Origin of the sequence: Planotetraspora phitsanulokensis, assembly GCF_016863295.1 — a bacterium.
In the GTDB taxonomy this organism is placed as follows: Bacteria; Actinomycetota; Actinomycetes; order Streptosporangiales; family Streptosporangiaceae; genus Planotetraspora; species Planotetraspora phitsanulokensis.
Map to the genome: position 1 here is coordinate 62,414 of NZ_BOOP01000020.1, position 15,191 is coordinate 77,604.

Genomic DNA, 15,191 nt, shown 5'->3' on the forward strand with positions numbered 1-15,191 from the left:
CGATGCGGCTGTTCGCCCTCCCCGTGACGCTGATCGTGGTCGCCGCCCTGATCTACCTCCTGGTGGTCCTCCTCCGGGGGTGGAGGAGGGCGGCGTCCGACGACGCGCGCGGCGCGCCCCGATGGGAGGTCGACACGGTCATGGAGGACGGCTGGACGCTGATCGTCGTCAAGCGGACCGCACTCGGCCGCCGGGGCCCCGTGGAGCTCACGAGGCAGACGGTCCGGGCCATCCCCGACGACGACCCCCACTGGGACGAGCGGTATCGCGAAGCGATGCTGGAGGCCCGTGCCCGCGTGGCCACGTTGGAGATCGAGTCGACCTGACCGCCGCGCCGGACGTCCACGTCACTCGGCGCGGCGAGATCGCCGGGACCATACTTCAACAATGGTTCAGGTCCGCTAGCGTGGGTGCGTGACTGTGTCCTGGCAGGCCCGCGAGCTCACGGTCGGCGACCTGGCAGAACGGAGCGGCGTCCCTTCGTCGGCACTTCGGTTCTACGAGCGCCAGGGCCTCATCCGAAGCCGCCGCACGAGCGGCAACCAGCGGCGGTTCTCGCGCGACACCCTTCGCCGCGTCGCCTTCATCCGCGTCGCCCAGCGCGTCGGCATCCCGCTCAGCCGGGTCAAGGATGTCCTGGCCCTGCTGCCCGAGGAACGCACCCCGAACCGCGAGGACTGGGCGCGCGTGTCCGCGTGGTGGCGGGACGACCTCACCGACCGCATCGAGCACCTCCAGCGGCTGCGGGACAACCTCACGGAATGCATCGGGTGCGGCTGCCTGTCGATCGACCGGTGCGCCCTGGCGAACCCGTGCGACTCCCTCGGCGACGAGGGGCCCGGCGCACGACGCCTGCTCAGCCCCTGACGAGCCCCGAGGGCCGCCAGGACGCCTCCGGGTGCGCGTCCCGGGTTCACCCGCGCCGCATGCCTATCGGCCCTCCCCCGCCACGCCCAGGCGGCCTGGGCCCGCTACCGGGCTCGTGTTCATGCCGTTGACGATCGCGGCGCCGGCGGGCCGGGAGATCTCGTCGAGGTGCTCGATCGTTTCGGCCGGCAGGTCCGTGGCGAGCCCGGCGAGGTTGCCGTGGAGCTGGTCGAGCGTGCGTGGTCCGACGATGACGGACGTGACGCCCGGCCTGTGCCGTACCCACGCCAGGGCGACGGCCGCGGGGGTCGTGCCGAGTTCGGCGGCGGTCTCGACGACGTGGCCGGCGATGTCGAGGTTCGGTTCGTTGAGCAGGCCGTCGGCCCAGGCGCGGGCCATCGGCAGCGCGGACGCCTTCAGCCGGCCCATCCGGCTGCCCGCGTCGGGGGCGGCGCCTCGACGGTAGCGACCGGTCAGCACTCCGCCGCCGAGGGGAGACCAGACCAGAGTGCCCAGACCGTGCTTCCGGCAGGCCGGCAGGATCTCCGCTTCGATGCTCCGGGCCAGCAACGAGTACTGCGGCTGGAGGCTGATGAACGGCGTGGCGTTGGTACGCTGCGCCGCCCATTGGGACTCCACGATCTGGGCCGCGGAGAAGTTGGAGCAGCCGAGGTAGCGGACCTTGCCGGATCGCACGAACCCGTCCAGGGTCGCCATCGTCTCCTCGATGGGAGTGGAGTCGTCCCATTGGTGGCACTGGTAGAGGTCGATGTAGTCGGTGCCGAGCCGCCGCAGACTGGCCTCCAGCGCCCTGGTCAGGTGGACCCTGGACAGTCCCCTGTCGTTGGGGCCCGGCCCCTGGGGGAGGAACGCCTTGGTGGCCAGCACGACCTGGTCGCGCCTGCCTTTGACGGCCCGGCCGACGATCTGCTCGGACTCGCCGCCCGTGTAGGCGTCAGCGGTGTCGACGATGTTGCCGCCGGCGTCCAGGAAGGCGTCGACGATGCGAGCCGCCTCGGTTTCGTCGCAGGCGGCCACCCCGCCGGACGTGCCGAAGTTCATCGTTCCCAGGCAGGCCCGGGAGACCGTGAGGCCCGAGCGGCCGAGTGTCGTGTACTGCATCGGGAGGTCCTTCGTCCGCGAGGCGGCCGGTTGAGCCGCTAGGATCGGAACAGCTGTTCCGGTTAAGGAACATACGGAACAACTGTTCCGGTTGTCAACGCGGCGAGGAGGACGATGGGCGGGGAAGCCAAGCCGTTGCGCGCCGACGCGCGACGCAACCGGGAGCGGATTCTGGACGCGGCCGAGGTCATCGTGGCCCGTGACGGCCTGTCCGCCTCGATGCGGACGATCGCCCAGCACGCCGGTGTGGGGCTGGGCACGATCTACCGGAATTTCCCCACCCAGGAGGCCCTCTACGCAGAGGTGATCATCGACCGTACGCGGCGGCTCATCGCCGAGGCGGACGCGTCGCTGGCCGCGGATGATCCGGGTGCGGCGTTCTTCGAGTACCTCACCCGCATCGTGGTGGACGCGACCCAGAAGAAGACCTTGGCCGACGTGCTGACCCAGGCCGGCATCGACCCCAAGGCCGGGACGGCGGACATCAGCCGGGACATGAGAAACGTCATCGAGAGGCTGCTGGTCCGCGCCCAGGAGGCGGGCGCGGTCCGGCGGGACCTGCGCATGCCCGAACTGCTGGCCCTGCTGGCGGCCGCCTGCATGGCCGCCGAACGCGACCAGTGGAGCGAGGAACTGCGCACCCGAACGCTGGCCGTCGTCTTCGACGGGCTGCGCTCACAACGCTGACCCGGGCCCCGCGGCATGGCAGGCCTGTGTGAGCCCAGTGGTCAGGAGGTGCGGCGCAGGGGCGGGCGCCGGGCCCAGGTGGCCCACCGCCAGAGCCATTCCAGGGGTCCCTGGCGGTAGCGGCGCAGCCAGAGCGTGGACACCAGCCACTGGGGGACGAGGATCGCACCGGCGACCAGGAGCACCGTCGCCGAGGACCAGCCATCCGGTGAGCCGCCGACGATGCGGCCGGCCACCAGGACGAGAACCGTGGCGGACAGGTAGTTGGTGAGCGCCATTCGGCCCAGTGGCGCGAAAACCCCCTGGAGCACCGGCCGGAGCGGCGTTCTGAGCAGGAGCAGCAGCGCGCACACGTACGCGCCTGCCGTCAGCAGCCCGGCGACGGCGAACCAGGTGCTGAAATCGTCCCTGCCGGCGGCGCCGGACTCGATCTGCATCCACACGGCGGGCACCGCCCCCGCCGCGAAGACCAGGCCGAGTACGGCCGGGACGCGGACGGAACGCCCGATCCGGTCGATCACGCCGTATCGGGTCAGCGCCGAGCCCAGCAGGAACAGCCCGGGTACCAGCACCACGCCGTTGCTGCCGAGGATCGGCGGCAACGCGACGAGGACGGCGGCGAGCCCTGCGACGGCCCGGCGCGGCAGCCAGGTCGAGGGCAGCAGCACCAGCAGACCGGCGACGGCGTAGATGGTCAGGATGTCGCCCCGCCACAGCAGGAACATGTGCGCCAGGCCCATGGCGAGCAACACCAGGAGCCGGCGCAGCAGGAGCACCCGTGGACGAGCGACACGGGCTCCCGCGGAGTCCAGCAGCAGCGAGAAACCGATGCCGAACAGCAGGGAGAAGATCGGGAAGATGCGCTGGTCGACGAACAACCCCAGCCCCAGCCAGGAGCCGTCCGTGTTCTCCGTCACCACCGCCTGTGTGGCCGACGCGGTGTGGAGCATGTGGGCGATCGGCTTGACGTTGGCCAGCAGGATCCCGCACAGGGCGAACCCGCGCAGCACGTCCAGCGCGGCGATGCGCGGCCGGCCGGAGGAGGTCGTCGTGGGCCGTCCAGGCCCCGTGACCTCCGGCGCAGGAGGAAGCGTTTCGTATGTCATGAGGCCAAAGTCTGCGGCCCCGGTTCCGGCGACGGACCTGCCGAAAGAAGGGTTCAGAGCGGCCCCGGCCGTACTTCCGGCCGGTTCGCGCGCGTCACGGGGGGGCGAGCCCGCGGTGACGCGGCGTCGGCGGGTGCTACGCGTCGATGTGGTCGCGGTCGATCTCGGCCGCGTTGCCGACGATGAACTCGCGCCGCGGGGCGACGTCACTGCCCATCAGGAGGTCGAAGATCCGCTCGCCCTCCTCGACGTCCTCGATCCTGACGCGGCGCAGGACGCGGTGGCGCGGGTCCATGGTGGTCTCGGCCAGCTGGTCGGCGTCCATCTCACCCAGACCCTTGTAGCGCTGGATGGGGTCCTTCCAGCGCTTGCCCCGCCGCTCCAGGTCACGCATGACCTTCCGCAGCTCGGCGTCGGAGTAGGTGTAGACGTACTTGTCCTGCCCCTTGCCGGGGTTGGTGACCTCGATGCGGTGCAGCGGAGGGACCGCGGCGAAGACCCTGCCGGCCTCGACCATGGGCTTCATGTAACGGTGGAAGAGGGTCAGCAGCAGGCAGCGGATGTGCGCGCCGTCCACGTCGGCGTCGGCCATCAGAATGATCTTGCCGTAGCGGGCCGCCTCGATGTCGAACGACCTGCCCGAGCCGGCGCCGACCACCTGGATGATCGCGGCGCACTCCGCGTTCTTGAGCATGTCGGCGACGGACGCCTTCTGCACATTGAGGATCTTTCCCCGGATGGGGAGCAGCGCCTGGAACTCCGAGTCGCGGGCCAGCTTCGCGGTGCCGAGCGCGGAGTCTCCCTCGACGATGAACAGCTCGCTGCGGTCGATGGCGTCGCTCCGGCAGTCGACCAGCTTGGCGGGGAGCGCCGAGTTCTCCAGGGCCGACTTGCGGCGCTGGTTGTCGCGGTGCTCACGGGCGGCGATGCGGGCCTTGGCCGCGGCCACGACCTTCTCGAGCATCGCCCGCAACTGCAGCTTCTGCCCCCGCTTGGGATTGGCGAACTGGGCCTTGAGCTCCCGCGCCACCACGTGCCCCACGATGCGGGTGGCCGCGGAGGTGCCGAGGACCTCCTTGGTCTGCCCCTCGAACTGCGGCTCGGGCACGCGGACGGTCACGACGGCCGTCAGGCCTTCGAGGATGTCCTCCTTCGTGACCGGGTCGTCGCCGTTCTTGAGCAGCCGCGTCTCGCGAAGCTGCTCATTGATCGTCCGCACCAGGGCCCGCTCGAAGCCCGTCACGTGGGTGCCGCCCTTGGGGGTCGCGATCACGTTGACGAACGAGCGCACGGTCGTCTCGTAGCCCTTGCCCCACCGGAGCGCGACGTCGACGTTCAGCTCGCGCTCGACCTCGGTGGAGGTCATGTGGCCCTGCTCGTCGAGGACCGGAACGGTCTCGTGGAAGTGCCCGGCGCCCTGCAGCCTCAGCACGTCGCACACCGCCTCGTCGCGGGCGAGGAAGTCGGTGAACTCGCCGATGCCGCCGTCGAAGCGGTAGGTCTCCTCGACAGGCTCCTCGCCCCGGGAGTCGCGGAGCGTGAGGGACAGCCCCGGCACCAGGAACGCCGTCTGGCGCAGCCGCACATGGATCTCGTCGACCGAGACCTCGGCCTCGGGCAGGAAGATCTGCCGGTCGGTCCACCAGCGGACCCGCGTGCCGGTGGACTTCCTCCCGGCCGCGCCGCCGTCGCGCAGCCCCGACTTCTTGCGGAACTTGGCCGTCGGACCGTCGCCGTCGAAGGCGCCGGCGACACCCCGGCGGAAGCTGATCTCGTGCGTGCGCCCGTCACGGTCGACGTGGACGTCCAGGCGCGAGGAGAGCGCGTTGACGACGGAGGCGCCCACGCCGTGGAGACCGCCGGACGCGCCGTAGGAACCGCCGCCGAACTTTCCGCCCGCGTGCAGCTTGGTGTAGACGAGCTCGACCCCGGCGAGGCCGGACTTGGGCTCGACGTCGACGGGGATGCCGCGCCCGTCGTCGCGGACCTCGAACGACCCGTCCGGATGGAGCTCGACCTCGATGTGCGAGCAGAAGCCGGCGAGCGCCTCGTCGACACCGTTGTCCACGATCTCCCACAGGCAGTGCATCAGGCCTCGGGTGTCGGTGGACCCGATGTACATCCCCGGCCGCTTGCGGACGGCTTCCAGACCTTCCAGCACCGACAGATGGCGAGCCGTATAACCCGTCTCCGCGCTAACCGCCGTCACACCGAGCTCCCACTTATCAATCGAACACGCGTACGCAGCTTACCTTCACCCACGTTTTTACGCGTACAAGCTTGCCAGGCGCAGCGGGGTCCTCCACACCAACGCTGTGATCCGCGTCACTTCGCAGATCATTCCGCTCTCGGCGTAGTTGCGGCACGGTTGGGAAGCCCCCCATCGGGTTAGATGTTGTCCCAAGTGACTGACGCCAACGTCCCCACACGGTGGGGCGACCCGAAAGGCGATACGTGACTGGAGCTCTCGCCCCCACCAAGCCGCTGACAGCCCTGGACCGGTGCGACCGGTGCGGAGCTCAGGCCTACATCCGCGCGACCCTGCCCCTGGCAGGCGGGGAGCTGCTGTTCTGCGCCCACCACGGGCGTCAGCACGTGGCTGCCCTGCGGGACAAAGGCGCTGAGATCCTGGACGAGTCGGCCCGACTCAGTGAATCCCCCGCGACCGCCCCGAACGACGAACGCTGATCATCGAACGGTGCGGCCGGGATGATTCGTCATCCCGGCGGCACCGCCGGTGTCGTCAGGGTGCGATCCGGTAGTGATATCCCCCGGCGACGCCGAAGCCCTCACCCTCGTACAGGGCGCGGGCTCCGGCGTTCGTCATCGTGACCACGAGGTATGCGCTGCTCGCGCCCGTGTCCCGTCCCCAGGCGAGCAGGGCGCGCAGCACCGACCTGCCCAGCCCCCGGCGCCGTGCGCCGGGGTCCACGGCCATGCAGTAGATCCCCAGCCAGTCTCCCTGCGGCACACCGCGTCCCACCGCCGCCCCGGCCCCCGCCGACGCGTAACCCGCGCGGACGCCGCCGAGGATGCGCTCGGCCCATTCCCGCGCCGGGACCCGCCCTCCTTCCGGATGCCGCCCTCCGTCCACGCCCCACCAGGTGCGCAACCACGGCTCGGACGGGCTGTCGCGCACCTCCGTGCCTTGCGGGACTCCCCCTGCCTGCTCCGCCAGCGGCGCCGTCATGACGAGAGTCGGGTCGGCCCGCCGGTATCCACGCCGGGCGAGTTCGGGGTCGAGGCCCGGCGGCGCCTGAGCCCCCACCGAGAACACGCACGGCAGGCCAAGCCCGGCGTAGAAATCCTCGGCCTCGTCGACAGCTCGGGACAGATCCCGCCGCTCCCCCAGAGGCAGCACCGAGTTGGCCCGTTTGGTCACCCCGCCGGCGTGCCGGTAGATCCATCCTTCCGCGTCCACCCGGTGCGGCGCGGGCCACGCCTGATTCACGAGCCGGTCGAACGGCGGCGTCTCCTCGTCCATCCGTGGAGCGTAGCCGGGCCCCGGTGACGTCCCCTGTGCTCAGGGTGCCCGCACGCCCGGGTCAGGGGCCTAATAGAGTGCGGGATCGTGCTCATCCTGCTGCCACCCTCAGAGGGGAAGGCGCCCCGGGGGACTTCGAAACTCAGGCGGCTGAGCTTCCCCGAGCTGGCGTCACCGCGCGAGAAGGTTCTCGACGCCTTGATCGCGCTGTCCGAATCCGGGCAGGCGCAGTCGGTGCTCGGCCTGTCGGACGGCCAGGCGGCCGCGATCGACCTCAACCGCGAGCTGCGCACGGCCCCCAACCTGCCCGTGTCGGACCTCTACACCGGCGTCCTGTACGACAATCTCGGGCTGAGCACGCTGCCTTCTGATGCCAAGGCGAGGGCCACCAGGCGGATCGTGGTGTTCTCGGGGCTGTGGGGGCTGCTGAGGCTGGGCGACAGGGTCCCGCCGTACCGGCTGTCCATGGGCGTGCGGCTTCCGCCTATGGGCGGCCTGGCGGCGTTCTGGAAGCCGTACGTGGCGGAGGCGCTCGATCCCGTCAAGGGGCTCGTGGTGGACCTGCGCTCCACGACTTACGCGGCCGCCTGGCAGCCGGGCGAGCGGGCGGTCACCGTACGGGTGCTGCGTGAGGTCTCGGGGACGCGGACCGTGGTCAGCCACATGGCCAAGGCCACCCGGGGAGCAGTGGCCCGTTCTCTCGTGGAGTGCCCGGACAGAGTCGGCACGGCTCGGCAGCTCGCCGAATTCCTGACGGAGCGGGGGCATCGGGCAGAGCTGGGAAACCCGCCGCGGCCTGGCAGGCCGTGGACGCTGGATGTGATCGTCAGCTGACGTCGAACCGTCCGCACTCCCGCTGGTGGGGATCGCCCCGGCTCCCCAGATGAGCCGAGGCCCCCGCAGTGACGCCCCCAGCGGGCGGCCTCGGCCGTGTCGCCGAGAAGGGCGTCCGCCCATGGACGGCCAGAGATCGCCCCCGACCCCCGAGCGGACGCCGGTTCACCTCGATCGCTCCCATGGGCCCGGAGGCCGTCCAGGAGCGCCGAGGTGCACTACCGCAACGTCATACGGAGAGGTTGAAGCCGATCAGTCGAGGTAGTCCCGCAGAACCTGGGAGCGGGACGGGTGCCGGAGCTTCGACATGGTCTTCGACTCGATCTGGCGGATGCGCTCCCGGGTCACGCCGTAGACCTTGCCGATCTCGTCGAGAGTCTTCGGCTGGCCGTCGGTGAGACCGAACCTCATCGAGACGACGCCCGCCTCCCGCTCGGACAGCGTGTCCAGAACGGAGTGCAGCTGCTCCTGCAGCAGCGTGAAGCTGACGGCGTCGGCCGGGACGATGGCCTCGGAGTCCTCGATCAGGTCGCCGAACTCGCTGTCACCCTCCTCACCGAGGGGAGTGTGCAGAGAGATCGGCTCGCGGCCGTACTTCTGGACCTCGATGACCTTCTCCGGGGTCATGTCCAGCTCGCGGGCCAGCTCCTCCGGCGTGGGCTCCCGGCCGAGGTCCTGCAGCATCTGCCGCTGAACCCGGGCCAGCTTGTTGATCACTTCGACCATGTGGACCGGGATGCGGATGGTCCGCGCCTGGTCGGCCATGGCCCGGGTGATCGCCTGCCGGATCCACCACGTGGCGTACGTCGAGAACTTGTAGCCCTTGGTGTAGTCGAACTTCTCGACCGCGCGGATCAGACCCAGGTTGCCCTCCTGGATCAGGTCCAGGAAGAGCATGCCGCGCCCGGTGTAGCGCTTGGCGAGCGAGACAACCAGTCGGAGGTTGGCCTCGAGCAGGTGGTTCTTGGCCCGGCGGCCGTCCTCGGCGATCCACTCCAGCTCGGCCCGGACGTCGACGGGCAACTGCTCGCCGTCGCCGGACAGCTGCTCCTCGGCGAACAGGCCGGCCTCGATCCGCTTGGCGAGCTCGACCTCCTGCTCGGCGTTGAGGAGCGGGACCTTGCCGATCTGCTTGAGGTAGTCCTTGACCGGGTCCGCGGTGGCTCCCGCGGCCGCGACCTGGGCGACCGGCGCGTCGTCGTCGTCATCGGTGAGGATCAGGACCTCATCGTCGGATTGGACGACGGCCTCGGCCTTCGGCTCGTCACCCTCGGCCTCGGCGTCGGGCTCGCCCTCCGCGTCGGACTCGGACTCGGACTCGGACTCGGCGTCGCCCTCGGCCTCGATCTCGACGTCCTCGGCCTCCAGGTCGAAGTCCTCGATCTCGACGTCGCCCTCGAGTTCGAGATCTTCCTCGTCCTCGGCCGCGTCGGCGGACTTGGCCTTGGTGTCGGCCTTGGCCGCCTTGGACTCGGGGCCGTTGGCGGGTGCGCCCGGCTTGTCCTTGGCGGCGGGCTTGGCCGCGGGCGCGGCCTTCTTGGCGGCGGCCTCCGCGGGCGCCTTCGCCGGAGCGGCCTTGGCGGCTCCCGGCTTCGCCGGCGCCTTCTTCGCCGCGGGCTTGGCCGCGGGCGCGGAGTCGGTCACCACGGCGGTGACGGTCTCCGGCTGCGACTCCTTGGCCGCGGCCGACTTGGTCGTCTTCTTGACGGGCGCGGTGGTGCGACGCTTGGATTGACCTCGGGACCGCTTCGGAGCTGCGGCGGAGTCAGCAGCGGTGACCACGACGGTCACACCCTCTTTGCTGAGGCTGCGCAGGAATCCAGCGGCGTGCGACAGCGGGATGTCCGCTTCCTCGAAGGCCTTGCGGACATCCTCGGACTCGAGGAAACCCTGCGAGCGCCCACGCTCGAGGAGCTGCTGAATCACTGGCTCGTTCAGCTCCGACGGCTTCGAGCGAGTCGAACTTGCAGGCGACACGAACACCTCTCGAACGAACGCATGACGGGAATGGACCCAGTGCTTCTTCTTTTCCGGTGGTGAGGCCGCGCGGACCGCGACATGCCATTGTGGCACGCCACGGCACGTAATACGGCCGCGTACCGCCGGTTGCCTCTCCACCCTAGGCGGACCGAGAGACTAGTGCGTACGGAAGCCGGTCACTGATACCCGAAAGCAACCGTTATGACTGATTCATTCAGTCACTCTTCGTGGCGGACGGCACATGAACTGCGAGTACCGTAACGTCGTCATCTTGCTCGTACCCGGACAACATTCGATCCACCAGGAAATCCAGCAACATATGAGGGCTGCTCACGACCTCTGGGGGCGCCTCGGCCACAACGGACGAAAGCTCGCGAAGCCCCGCATCCAGCCCTCGCTTGCGGTTCTCGACGAGGCCGTCGGAGTAGAGGACGGCGGTGTGCCCGGGCGGCACGCAGAACCGGAACTGCCTCCGGCTGGTGGCCCAGCCGAGCGGAGTCCCGGGCTCGGTCTCGTGGAGCAGTGCCGTCCCCTGGGGCGAGACCAGCAGGGGCGGCGGGTGGCCGGCCAGCGCCAGCGTGCCCTCTCCCGTGCCCGGCTCGACGACCATGTAGGCCAGCGTGGTGACCTGCTCCTCCTCCTCGGTGGCCTCGAACACCCGGTCGAGACCGGTGAGGACGGCGGCGGGCGGCGGGTTGGTCAGCGCGAGGGCCCGCATCGCGTTGCGGATGCGGCCCATTCCGGCGGCGGCCTTGACGCCCTTGCCCATGACGTCGCCGACGACGGCCGCGACACGCCCGTCCTGCAGGACGAACGCGTCGTACCAGTCGCCGCCGACCTGGACGTGGCGCGAGCCCGACCGGAACCGCTGAGCCAGCTCCAGGCCCCGGACCACGGGCAGCCGGTCGGGCAGGAGGCTCCGCTGGAGCGTCTCGGCCGTCCGGTGCTCGCGCTCGAACAACGTCGCCCGCTCGACGGCGAGCGCGCACTGGCCCGCGAGGGCCTCCAGGAAGACGCCGTCCTCCTGCGAGATCTTCTGCGGGCGGGTGAAGGAGAACCGCAGCGCGCCGAGGGCGCGGCCGGCGGCCAGCAGCGGGAGGCCGACCCAGGCGCGCTCGTCGGTGTGCTTGAGGAAGCCCAGGATCTGCTCCTCCTCCGCGCCGGCGTCCACCAGCTTGGTCCGGAGGCTGTCCGGCGACTCGGCGAAGACCGGGCGGCGGCTGTTGACCGCGATGGTCATCACGCTGGACTGGGACAACAGGATGTCGTCCCCCGGCGCGCCGGGCGCGTCGGGGATGCCGCCACTGTTGATCACCTTGAGCGTGGCCCGATCGGGGTCGAGCAGGGCGACCGCCGAGTGGTCGGCGGCCAGGGCCGTACGGCCGACGTCGATGATGACCTGCACCACCTGCTCGACGGTGAGGGCCTCGGCCAGCAGCGCCGTGGCGCCCTGAAGCCGGGCCGTGCGCAGAGCCGCGGCGCCGAGCTGGTCGGTCAGGCGGCCCCGCATCTCCTCCGCCTCGCGCTGCGGCGTGACGTCGGAGTTCGCGCCGACCCACTCGACCACCCGGCCGTGCCGGACGATCGGCACGGCGCGGACCTCGAAGTGCCGGTAGCCGCTGGCCCGGGTGCGGACCCGGTAGCTCCACTCGAACATCGTCCGGCCGCGCAGGGCCTCGCGCCACGCCTCCTCGGCGCCGGGGCGGTCGTCGGGGTGGACGGCCTCGAGCCAGCCGTGGGCGAGGTACTCCTCCAGGCCCTGGCCGGTGATGGCCCGCCACTGCGGCGCGTCCTCGACGACGCTGCCGCTCGGGGCGGTGATCCACACGAGCTGCTGCTGCGACTCGACGAGCGACCGGTACCGCTCCTCGCTGCGCCGCAGGTCCTCCTCGGTCATCTGCCGCTCGGTGAGGTCGATGCCGAACAGGGCGACGCCCACGACGCCCTCGTCACCGTGCATCGGGAAGAACGACACCGCCCAGTGGCGGCTGTCGCCGTTCTCCGCCCTGGTCCTGATCCGCTGGTCGGTGACCGGCAGCCCCTCCTCACCGATCCGCCGCAGGGCAGAGTCGATGAGCGCCGTGAGATCGGCGGCGAGAAGTTCCGCGGGGCGGCGGTCGAGATGCCGCTCGACTGGAAGTCCGGTCAGTTCGGTAAATGTGGAATTAACTCGGACAAATCGACCAGAAGGGTCGAAAAAGGCAAAGGCAAACGGAGCCTCCGACATCAGACCTCTGAAGAGGTCGGAGTCTGAGATGTCCAAACCGGACTCCCGGGGCCGGGGCACGGAGGTTTCGGCGCTCATGGTCGGCACCTCCGTCGCGTGCCAGGCTCTCCCACGAGGCACATCTCCATAACTGTGATTGGTAGCGCAGATCTGCCCTACATCATCGGCGATGGGCATGTGCGGACGGAAGCCCCGCCCGCCATACGGTCAACGCATCCTGTCAAAAGACCGGCGCCCCGCGCAGGAAGATCCGGGCTTACTTCTTGGCCGCCCGCTTGGCTTCCTGCTTGGTCGCACGGACCAGCTCCAGACTGCCGGCGTCGACGACGTCGGCCACCGACCGGTGCACGCCCTCCTCGCCGTACGGCCCTGCCGCCTCACGCCACCCCTGCGGCCGGACACCGAGTTGTTTGCCCAGCAGTGCCACGAAGATCTGTGCCTTCTGCCGCCCGAATCCGGGCAGCGCCATCAACCGGCGCAGCAGTTCGGCACCGTCGCCGACATCTTCCCACACCCCGTCGGCCGAGCCGTCGTAATGCTCGACCAGGTAGACCGCGAGCTGCTGGATCCGGCCCGCCATCGACTTCGGATAGCGATGAACCGCGGGCTTGGCCGCCAGCAGATCCGCGAACTGCGCAGGATCATAGGAGGCGATCTCCCGCGCGGCCAAGTCATGGCCCATCCGATCGGCGATGGCCCGGGGTCCCGAGAACGCCCATTCCATCGGAATCTGCTGGTCGAGCAGCATGCCGATCAGAAGGGCGAGAGAGTTGCGGCCGAGCAACTCGTCGGCCTCAGGTTGTTGTGCGAGCTGGATCCGCATGCGACCAGCTTGGCATGCGACGTCATCAAAGGGTTGACAGTCGCCCGGAAAGAGGTGGAATAAGGGGCGGCAGGACCCCATTGAGCGAGGATTGCAGCCTATGCCCGCACTCGCAATGCAGGTCAGTGGCGGCCCGTCCGCGGACGCCGATCTCCGCGGACATGTGATCGCCCGGCTGGCCGCCGAATTCCTGAGCATCCCCGTGAGCTCCATCAACCGGTGCGTCACGGACGTGTCCGCGTGCGCCGGCCACCTGGGGCTCGAGGTGACTCCCGAGATCGTCGAGCGGGTCGCCCGCGAGCACCTGCTCGGAAGGGTCAACTCCGCGCCGCCCTCGCGCACATAACGGGGACGTCACCGGCCCGCGTTCCTGATGCCTTCCGGCCCGGGAATGCGAGAAGGTGGGAGCGTGAGCGAGCGGAGCGAGTTCTCGTGAGTCGTCGGCACCGGCGAGATCCCAGGGAGACCCGGCCGCCGGACGACGTTTTCGCGGAGATGTTGCTGGCGGCCAGGGAGCTGCTGGCCGTACGCAGCCCGCTCGACGCCGAGCTCATGGTGTCCGACATGCTCGGCGCCTGGTGGGGACGGCGGCTGCGCGGCGGCGACGTCGAGCAGATACTCGGCGAGGGCCTCGTCGACTACGCGGCCAAGGCCGGCACCCCCGCGGCGCTGACGCTGCTCGTCTCCGTCGCCTATCTCGGCCCCGCCCGGCAGGCCGCCAAGGCCGAGGGCGCGGCGCTCGCGCTGATGGAGTCCGACGTGGCCAGGCCGCAGTGGGCCGACCGCGTCGGCGCGGTGAAGCCCGCCGGCTGCTACGTCTCCCGGGACGTCTACGGCGACCAGGACACCGTCGTGTGCACCTTCGCCTACAACGGGCAGGACACGCACGCCCTGGTCCTGGTGGTCGACTACAACATGGGCGGCATGGCGCGGGACGCCTGGGTCTCGTCGCAGGTCGACAAGCTGCTCGAGCAGGCCAGGCAGGAGGCCTCGGGCAACGCCCTGCTCCGCTTCGAGGAGATCGAGCCGCAGCAGGCCCGGGCGCTCCTGGACTTCGCCATGAAGGCGACCGGGGCCGCCCAGGGGCGGAAGGCCCCCCAGCTCGTCAGCGACAGCTACAGCGCCTACCACGCCTTCGCCCGGTCCCGGATCAAGGCGCTGCCGCCGGGACGGCTGCGGCCGGCGCCGGCGCACACGGAGGCCCCCTACAGCCGAGACCGCCGTGCCATGCTCGCGGCCGAGTTCCTGGCCTCGGACGCGGCGGAGAACCTCTCCGACCCCTCGGCGGCCTCGCGGTGCACCGACCACATCATCGACTACGGCTGCGACCAGGACTTCGGCCGGCCGATGCGGGTCAGCCCGACCAAGTGCGAGACGTTCCTGCTCGACTGGCTGCCACGCAAGGTCCTGCTCTCCCCCGCCGAGCAGGACGCCGTCCCGCACGTGCTGTCGGCCTGGGTGCGCTTCGCCGGACCGCGCATCGGCCTGCCGGAGGAGGGGATCCGGGCCACCCTGGACGCGGTCTGGGAGGCGACGGCGCGGTTCACCGAGGCCTACCGGGACCCGACGTCGTTCGGCCTCGACCCGTCGCTGGTGCGCCGCCTGCTGCCCGACGGCGACCTGTCCGCCCTCGCGCGGCGGGCGTTCGCCTTCCCGCTGCTCCAGGGCATGCGGGGCTCGACCGACCTGGACCTGCTCAACCCGTCGGACGAAGCGGACCGGCGGATCCTGCTCGAGATCGACCACGCGGACGAGCTGAGCAGGCACGACCTCGAGGAGCATCTCGCCTGGCACGAGGAGATCGCGGGCCGGCTCTGGGTGGGAGACCCCCCGCAGCTGTGGGAGGCGGCCCAGCGCCTGATCGATCTCGGCCACGACCGGCACGACGTGCTGCACATCCTCATCGAGATCGCCGAGCGGATCGGCGACCACCCCGACGAGTTGGCCGCGGCCCTGGACGACATCGCCGACATCCCGGACGAACCACCGGTCTGACCTCGCGATCGGACCGATCTGCGGCAGGATTGGTGGTGCGAGGGGCGTTGCGGTGCCCGGGCCGGG

Annotated in this window: 14 protein-coding genes; 7 read left to right on the plus strand and 7 right to left on the minus strand. The window is 70.4% G+C overall.

What is annotated here, in order from left to right:
- The first annotated feature begins 2 nt into the window (after positions 1-2).
- Complete coding sequence (locus tag Pph01_RS21510; RefSeq protein ID WP_204074928.1) at positions 3-326, plus strand: hypothetical protein; 324 nt, start codon at positions 3-5, stop codon at positions 324-326.
- 88 nt (positions 327-414) lie between these two features.
- On the plus strand, positions 415-867 hold the full coding sequence (soxR, locus tag Pph01_RS21515; protein ID WP_373315680.1) for a redox-sensitive transcriptional activator SoxR: 453 nt from the start codon (positions 415-417) through the stop codon (positions 865-867).
- A 63-nt stretch (positions 868-930) separates the two neighbouring features.
- Here soxR and Pph01_RS21520 read toward each other — a convergent pair whose 3' ends face one another.
- Positions 931-1,989 carry an aldo/keto reductase gene (locus Pph01_RS21520; protein WP_204074929.1) on the minus strand — a complete coding sequence of 353 codons (1,059 nt, stop codon included), beginning with the start codon at positions 1,987-1,989 and terminating at the stop codon, positions 931-933.
- A gap of 114 nt (positions 1,990-2,103) precedes the next feature.
- Between Pph01_RS21520 and Pph01_RS21525 the strand changes: the two genes are divergently transcribed.
- The gene (locus Pph01_RS21525) at positions 2,104-2,676 is read left to right on the plus strand and encodes a TetR/AcrR family transcriptional regulator (RefSeq protein ID WP_204074930.1); all 573 of its coding nucleotides are present in this window, start codon (positions 2,104-2,106) and stop codon (positions 2,674-2,676) included.
- A gap of 41 nt (positions 2,677-2,717) precedes the next feature.
- Here Pph01_RS21525 and Pph01_RS21530 read toward each other — a convergent pair whose 3' ends face one another.
- The gene (locus tag Pph01_RS21530; protein ID WP_204074931.1) at positions 2,718-3,782 is read right to left on the minus strand and encodes a DUF418 domain-containing protein; all 1,065 of its coding nucleotides are present in this window, start codon (positions 3,780-3,782) and stop codon (positions 2,718-2,720) included.
- Between the two features lie 136 nt (positions 3,783-3,918).
- Positions 3,919-5,991, minus strand: coding sequence for a DNA gyrase/topoisomerase IV subunit B (locus Pph01_RS21535; RefSeq protein ID WP_204074932.1), 2,073 nt, complete (start codon positions 5,989-5,991; stop codon positions 3,919-3,921).
- A gap of 245 nt (positions 5,992-6,236) precedes the next feature.
- Between Pph01_RS21535 and Pph01_RS21540 the strand changes: the two genes are divergently transcribed.
- Complete coding sequence (locus Pph01_RS21540; protein ID WP_204074933.1) at positions 6,237-6,470, plus strand: DUF7455 domain-containing protein; 234 nt, start codon at positions 6,237-6,239, stop codon at positions 6,468-6,470.
- Between the two features lie 55 nt (positions 6,471-6,525).
- On the opposite strand, the gene Pph01_RS21545 is transcribed toward Pph01_RS21540, so the two are convergent.
- Entirely contained in the window at positions 6,526-7,266 is a 741-nt protein-coding gene (locus Pph01_RS21545; RefSeq protein WP_204074934.1) for a GNAT family N-acetyltransferase, read from the minus strand.
- Positions 7,267-7,353: 87 nt separating this feature from the next.
- On the opposite strand from Pph01_RS21545, the gene Pph01_RS21550 reads away from it, so the two are divergent.
- Entirely contained in the window at positions 7,354-8,100 is a 747-nt protein-coding gene (locus Pph01_RS21550) for a YaaA family protein (RefSeq protein ID WP_204074935.1), read from the plus strand.
- Between the two features lie 252 nt (positions 8,101-8,352).
- Here the strand turns inward: Pph01_RS21550 and Pph01_RS21555 are convergent, their stop codons facing one another.
- From Pph01_RS21555 to Pph01_RS21565, 3 genes are all read right to left on the minus strand, one after another.
- A complete protein-coding gene (locus Pph01_RS21555; RefSeq protein WP_204074936.1) occupies positions 8,353-10,077 on the minus strand; it encodes an RNA polymerase sigma factor in 1,725 nt (574 codons plus the stop codon).
- A 217-nt stretch (positions 10,078-10,294) separates the two neighbouring features.
- Entirely contained in the window at positions 10,295-12,385 is a 2,091-nt protein-coding gene (locus Pph01_RS21560; RefSeq protein ID WP_204074937.1) for a SpoIIE family protein phosphatase, read from the minus strand.
- 178 nt (positions 12,386-12,563) lie between these two features.
- A complete protein-coding gene (locus tag Pph01_RS21565; protein ID WP_204074938.1) occupies positions 12,564-13,130 on the minus strand; it encodes an HhH-GPD-type base excision DNA repair protein in 567 nt (188 codons plus the stop codon).
- A gap of 100 nt (positions 13,131-13,230) precedes the next feature.
- On the opposite strand from Pph01_RS21565, the gene Pph01_RS21570 reads away from it, so the two are divergent.
- Complete coding sequence (locus tag Pph01_RS21570) at positions 13,231-13,476, plus strand: hypothetical protein (protein WP_239116898.1); 246 nt, start codon at positions 13,231-13,233, stop codon at positions 13,474-13,476.
- Positions 13,477-13,625: 149 nt separating this feature from the next.
- Positions 13,626-15,125 carry a hypothetical protein gene (locus Pph01_RS21575; RefSeq protein WP_239116924.1) on the plus strand — a complete coding sequence of 500 codons (1,500 nt, stop codon included), beginning with the start codon at positions 13,626-13,628 and terminating at the stop codon, positions 15,123-15,125.
- Positions 15,126-15,191 lie beyond the last annotated feature (66 nt).

Excerpts from the sequence above, each read along its gene's own strand:
- Pph01_RS21510 (WP_204074928.1), top strand. The coding sequence starts at position 3 with ATGCGGCTGTTCGCCCTCCCCGTGACGCTGATCGTGGTCGCCGCCCTG.
- Pph01_RS21520 (WP_204074929.1), bottom strand. The coding sequence starts at position 1,989 with ATGCAGTACACGACACTCGGCCGCTCGGGCCTCACGGTCTCCCGGGCC.
- Pph01_RS21525 (WP_204074930.1), top strand. The coding sequence starts at position 2,104 with ATGGGCGGGGAAGCCAAGCCGTTGCGCGCCGACGCGCGACGCAACCGG.
- Pph01_RS21530 (WP_204074931.1), bottom strand. The coding sequence starts at position 3,782 with ATGACATACGAAACGCTTCCTCCTGCGCCGGAGGTCACGGGGCCTGGA.
- Pph01_RS21545 (WP_204074934.1), bottom strand. The coding sequence starts at position 7,266 with ATGGACGAGGAGACGCCGCCGTTCGACCGGCTCGTGAATCAGGCGTGG.
- Pph01_RS21560 (WP_204074937.1), bottom strand. The coding sequence starts at position 12,385 with ATGAGCGCCGAAACCTCCGTGCCCCGGCCCCGGGAGTCCGGTTTGGAC.
- Pph01_RS21565 (WP_204074938.1), bottom strand. The coding sequence starts at position 13,130 with ATGCGGATCCAGCTCGCACAACAACCTGAGGCCGACGAGTTGCTCGGC.
- Pph01_RS21570 (WP_239116898.1), top strand. The coding sequence starts at position 13,231 with ATGCCCGCACTCGCAATGCAGGTCAGTGGCGGCCCGTCCGCGGACGCC.
- Pph01_RS21575 (WP_239116924.1), top strand. The coding sequence starts at position 13,626 with ATGTTGCTGGCGGCCAGGGAGCTGCTGGCCGTACGCAGCCCGCTCGAC.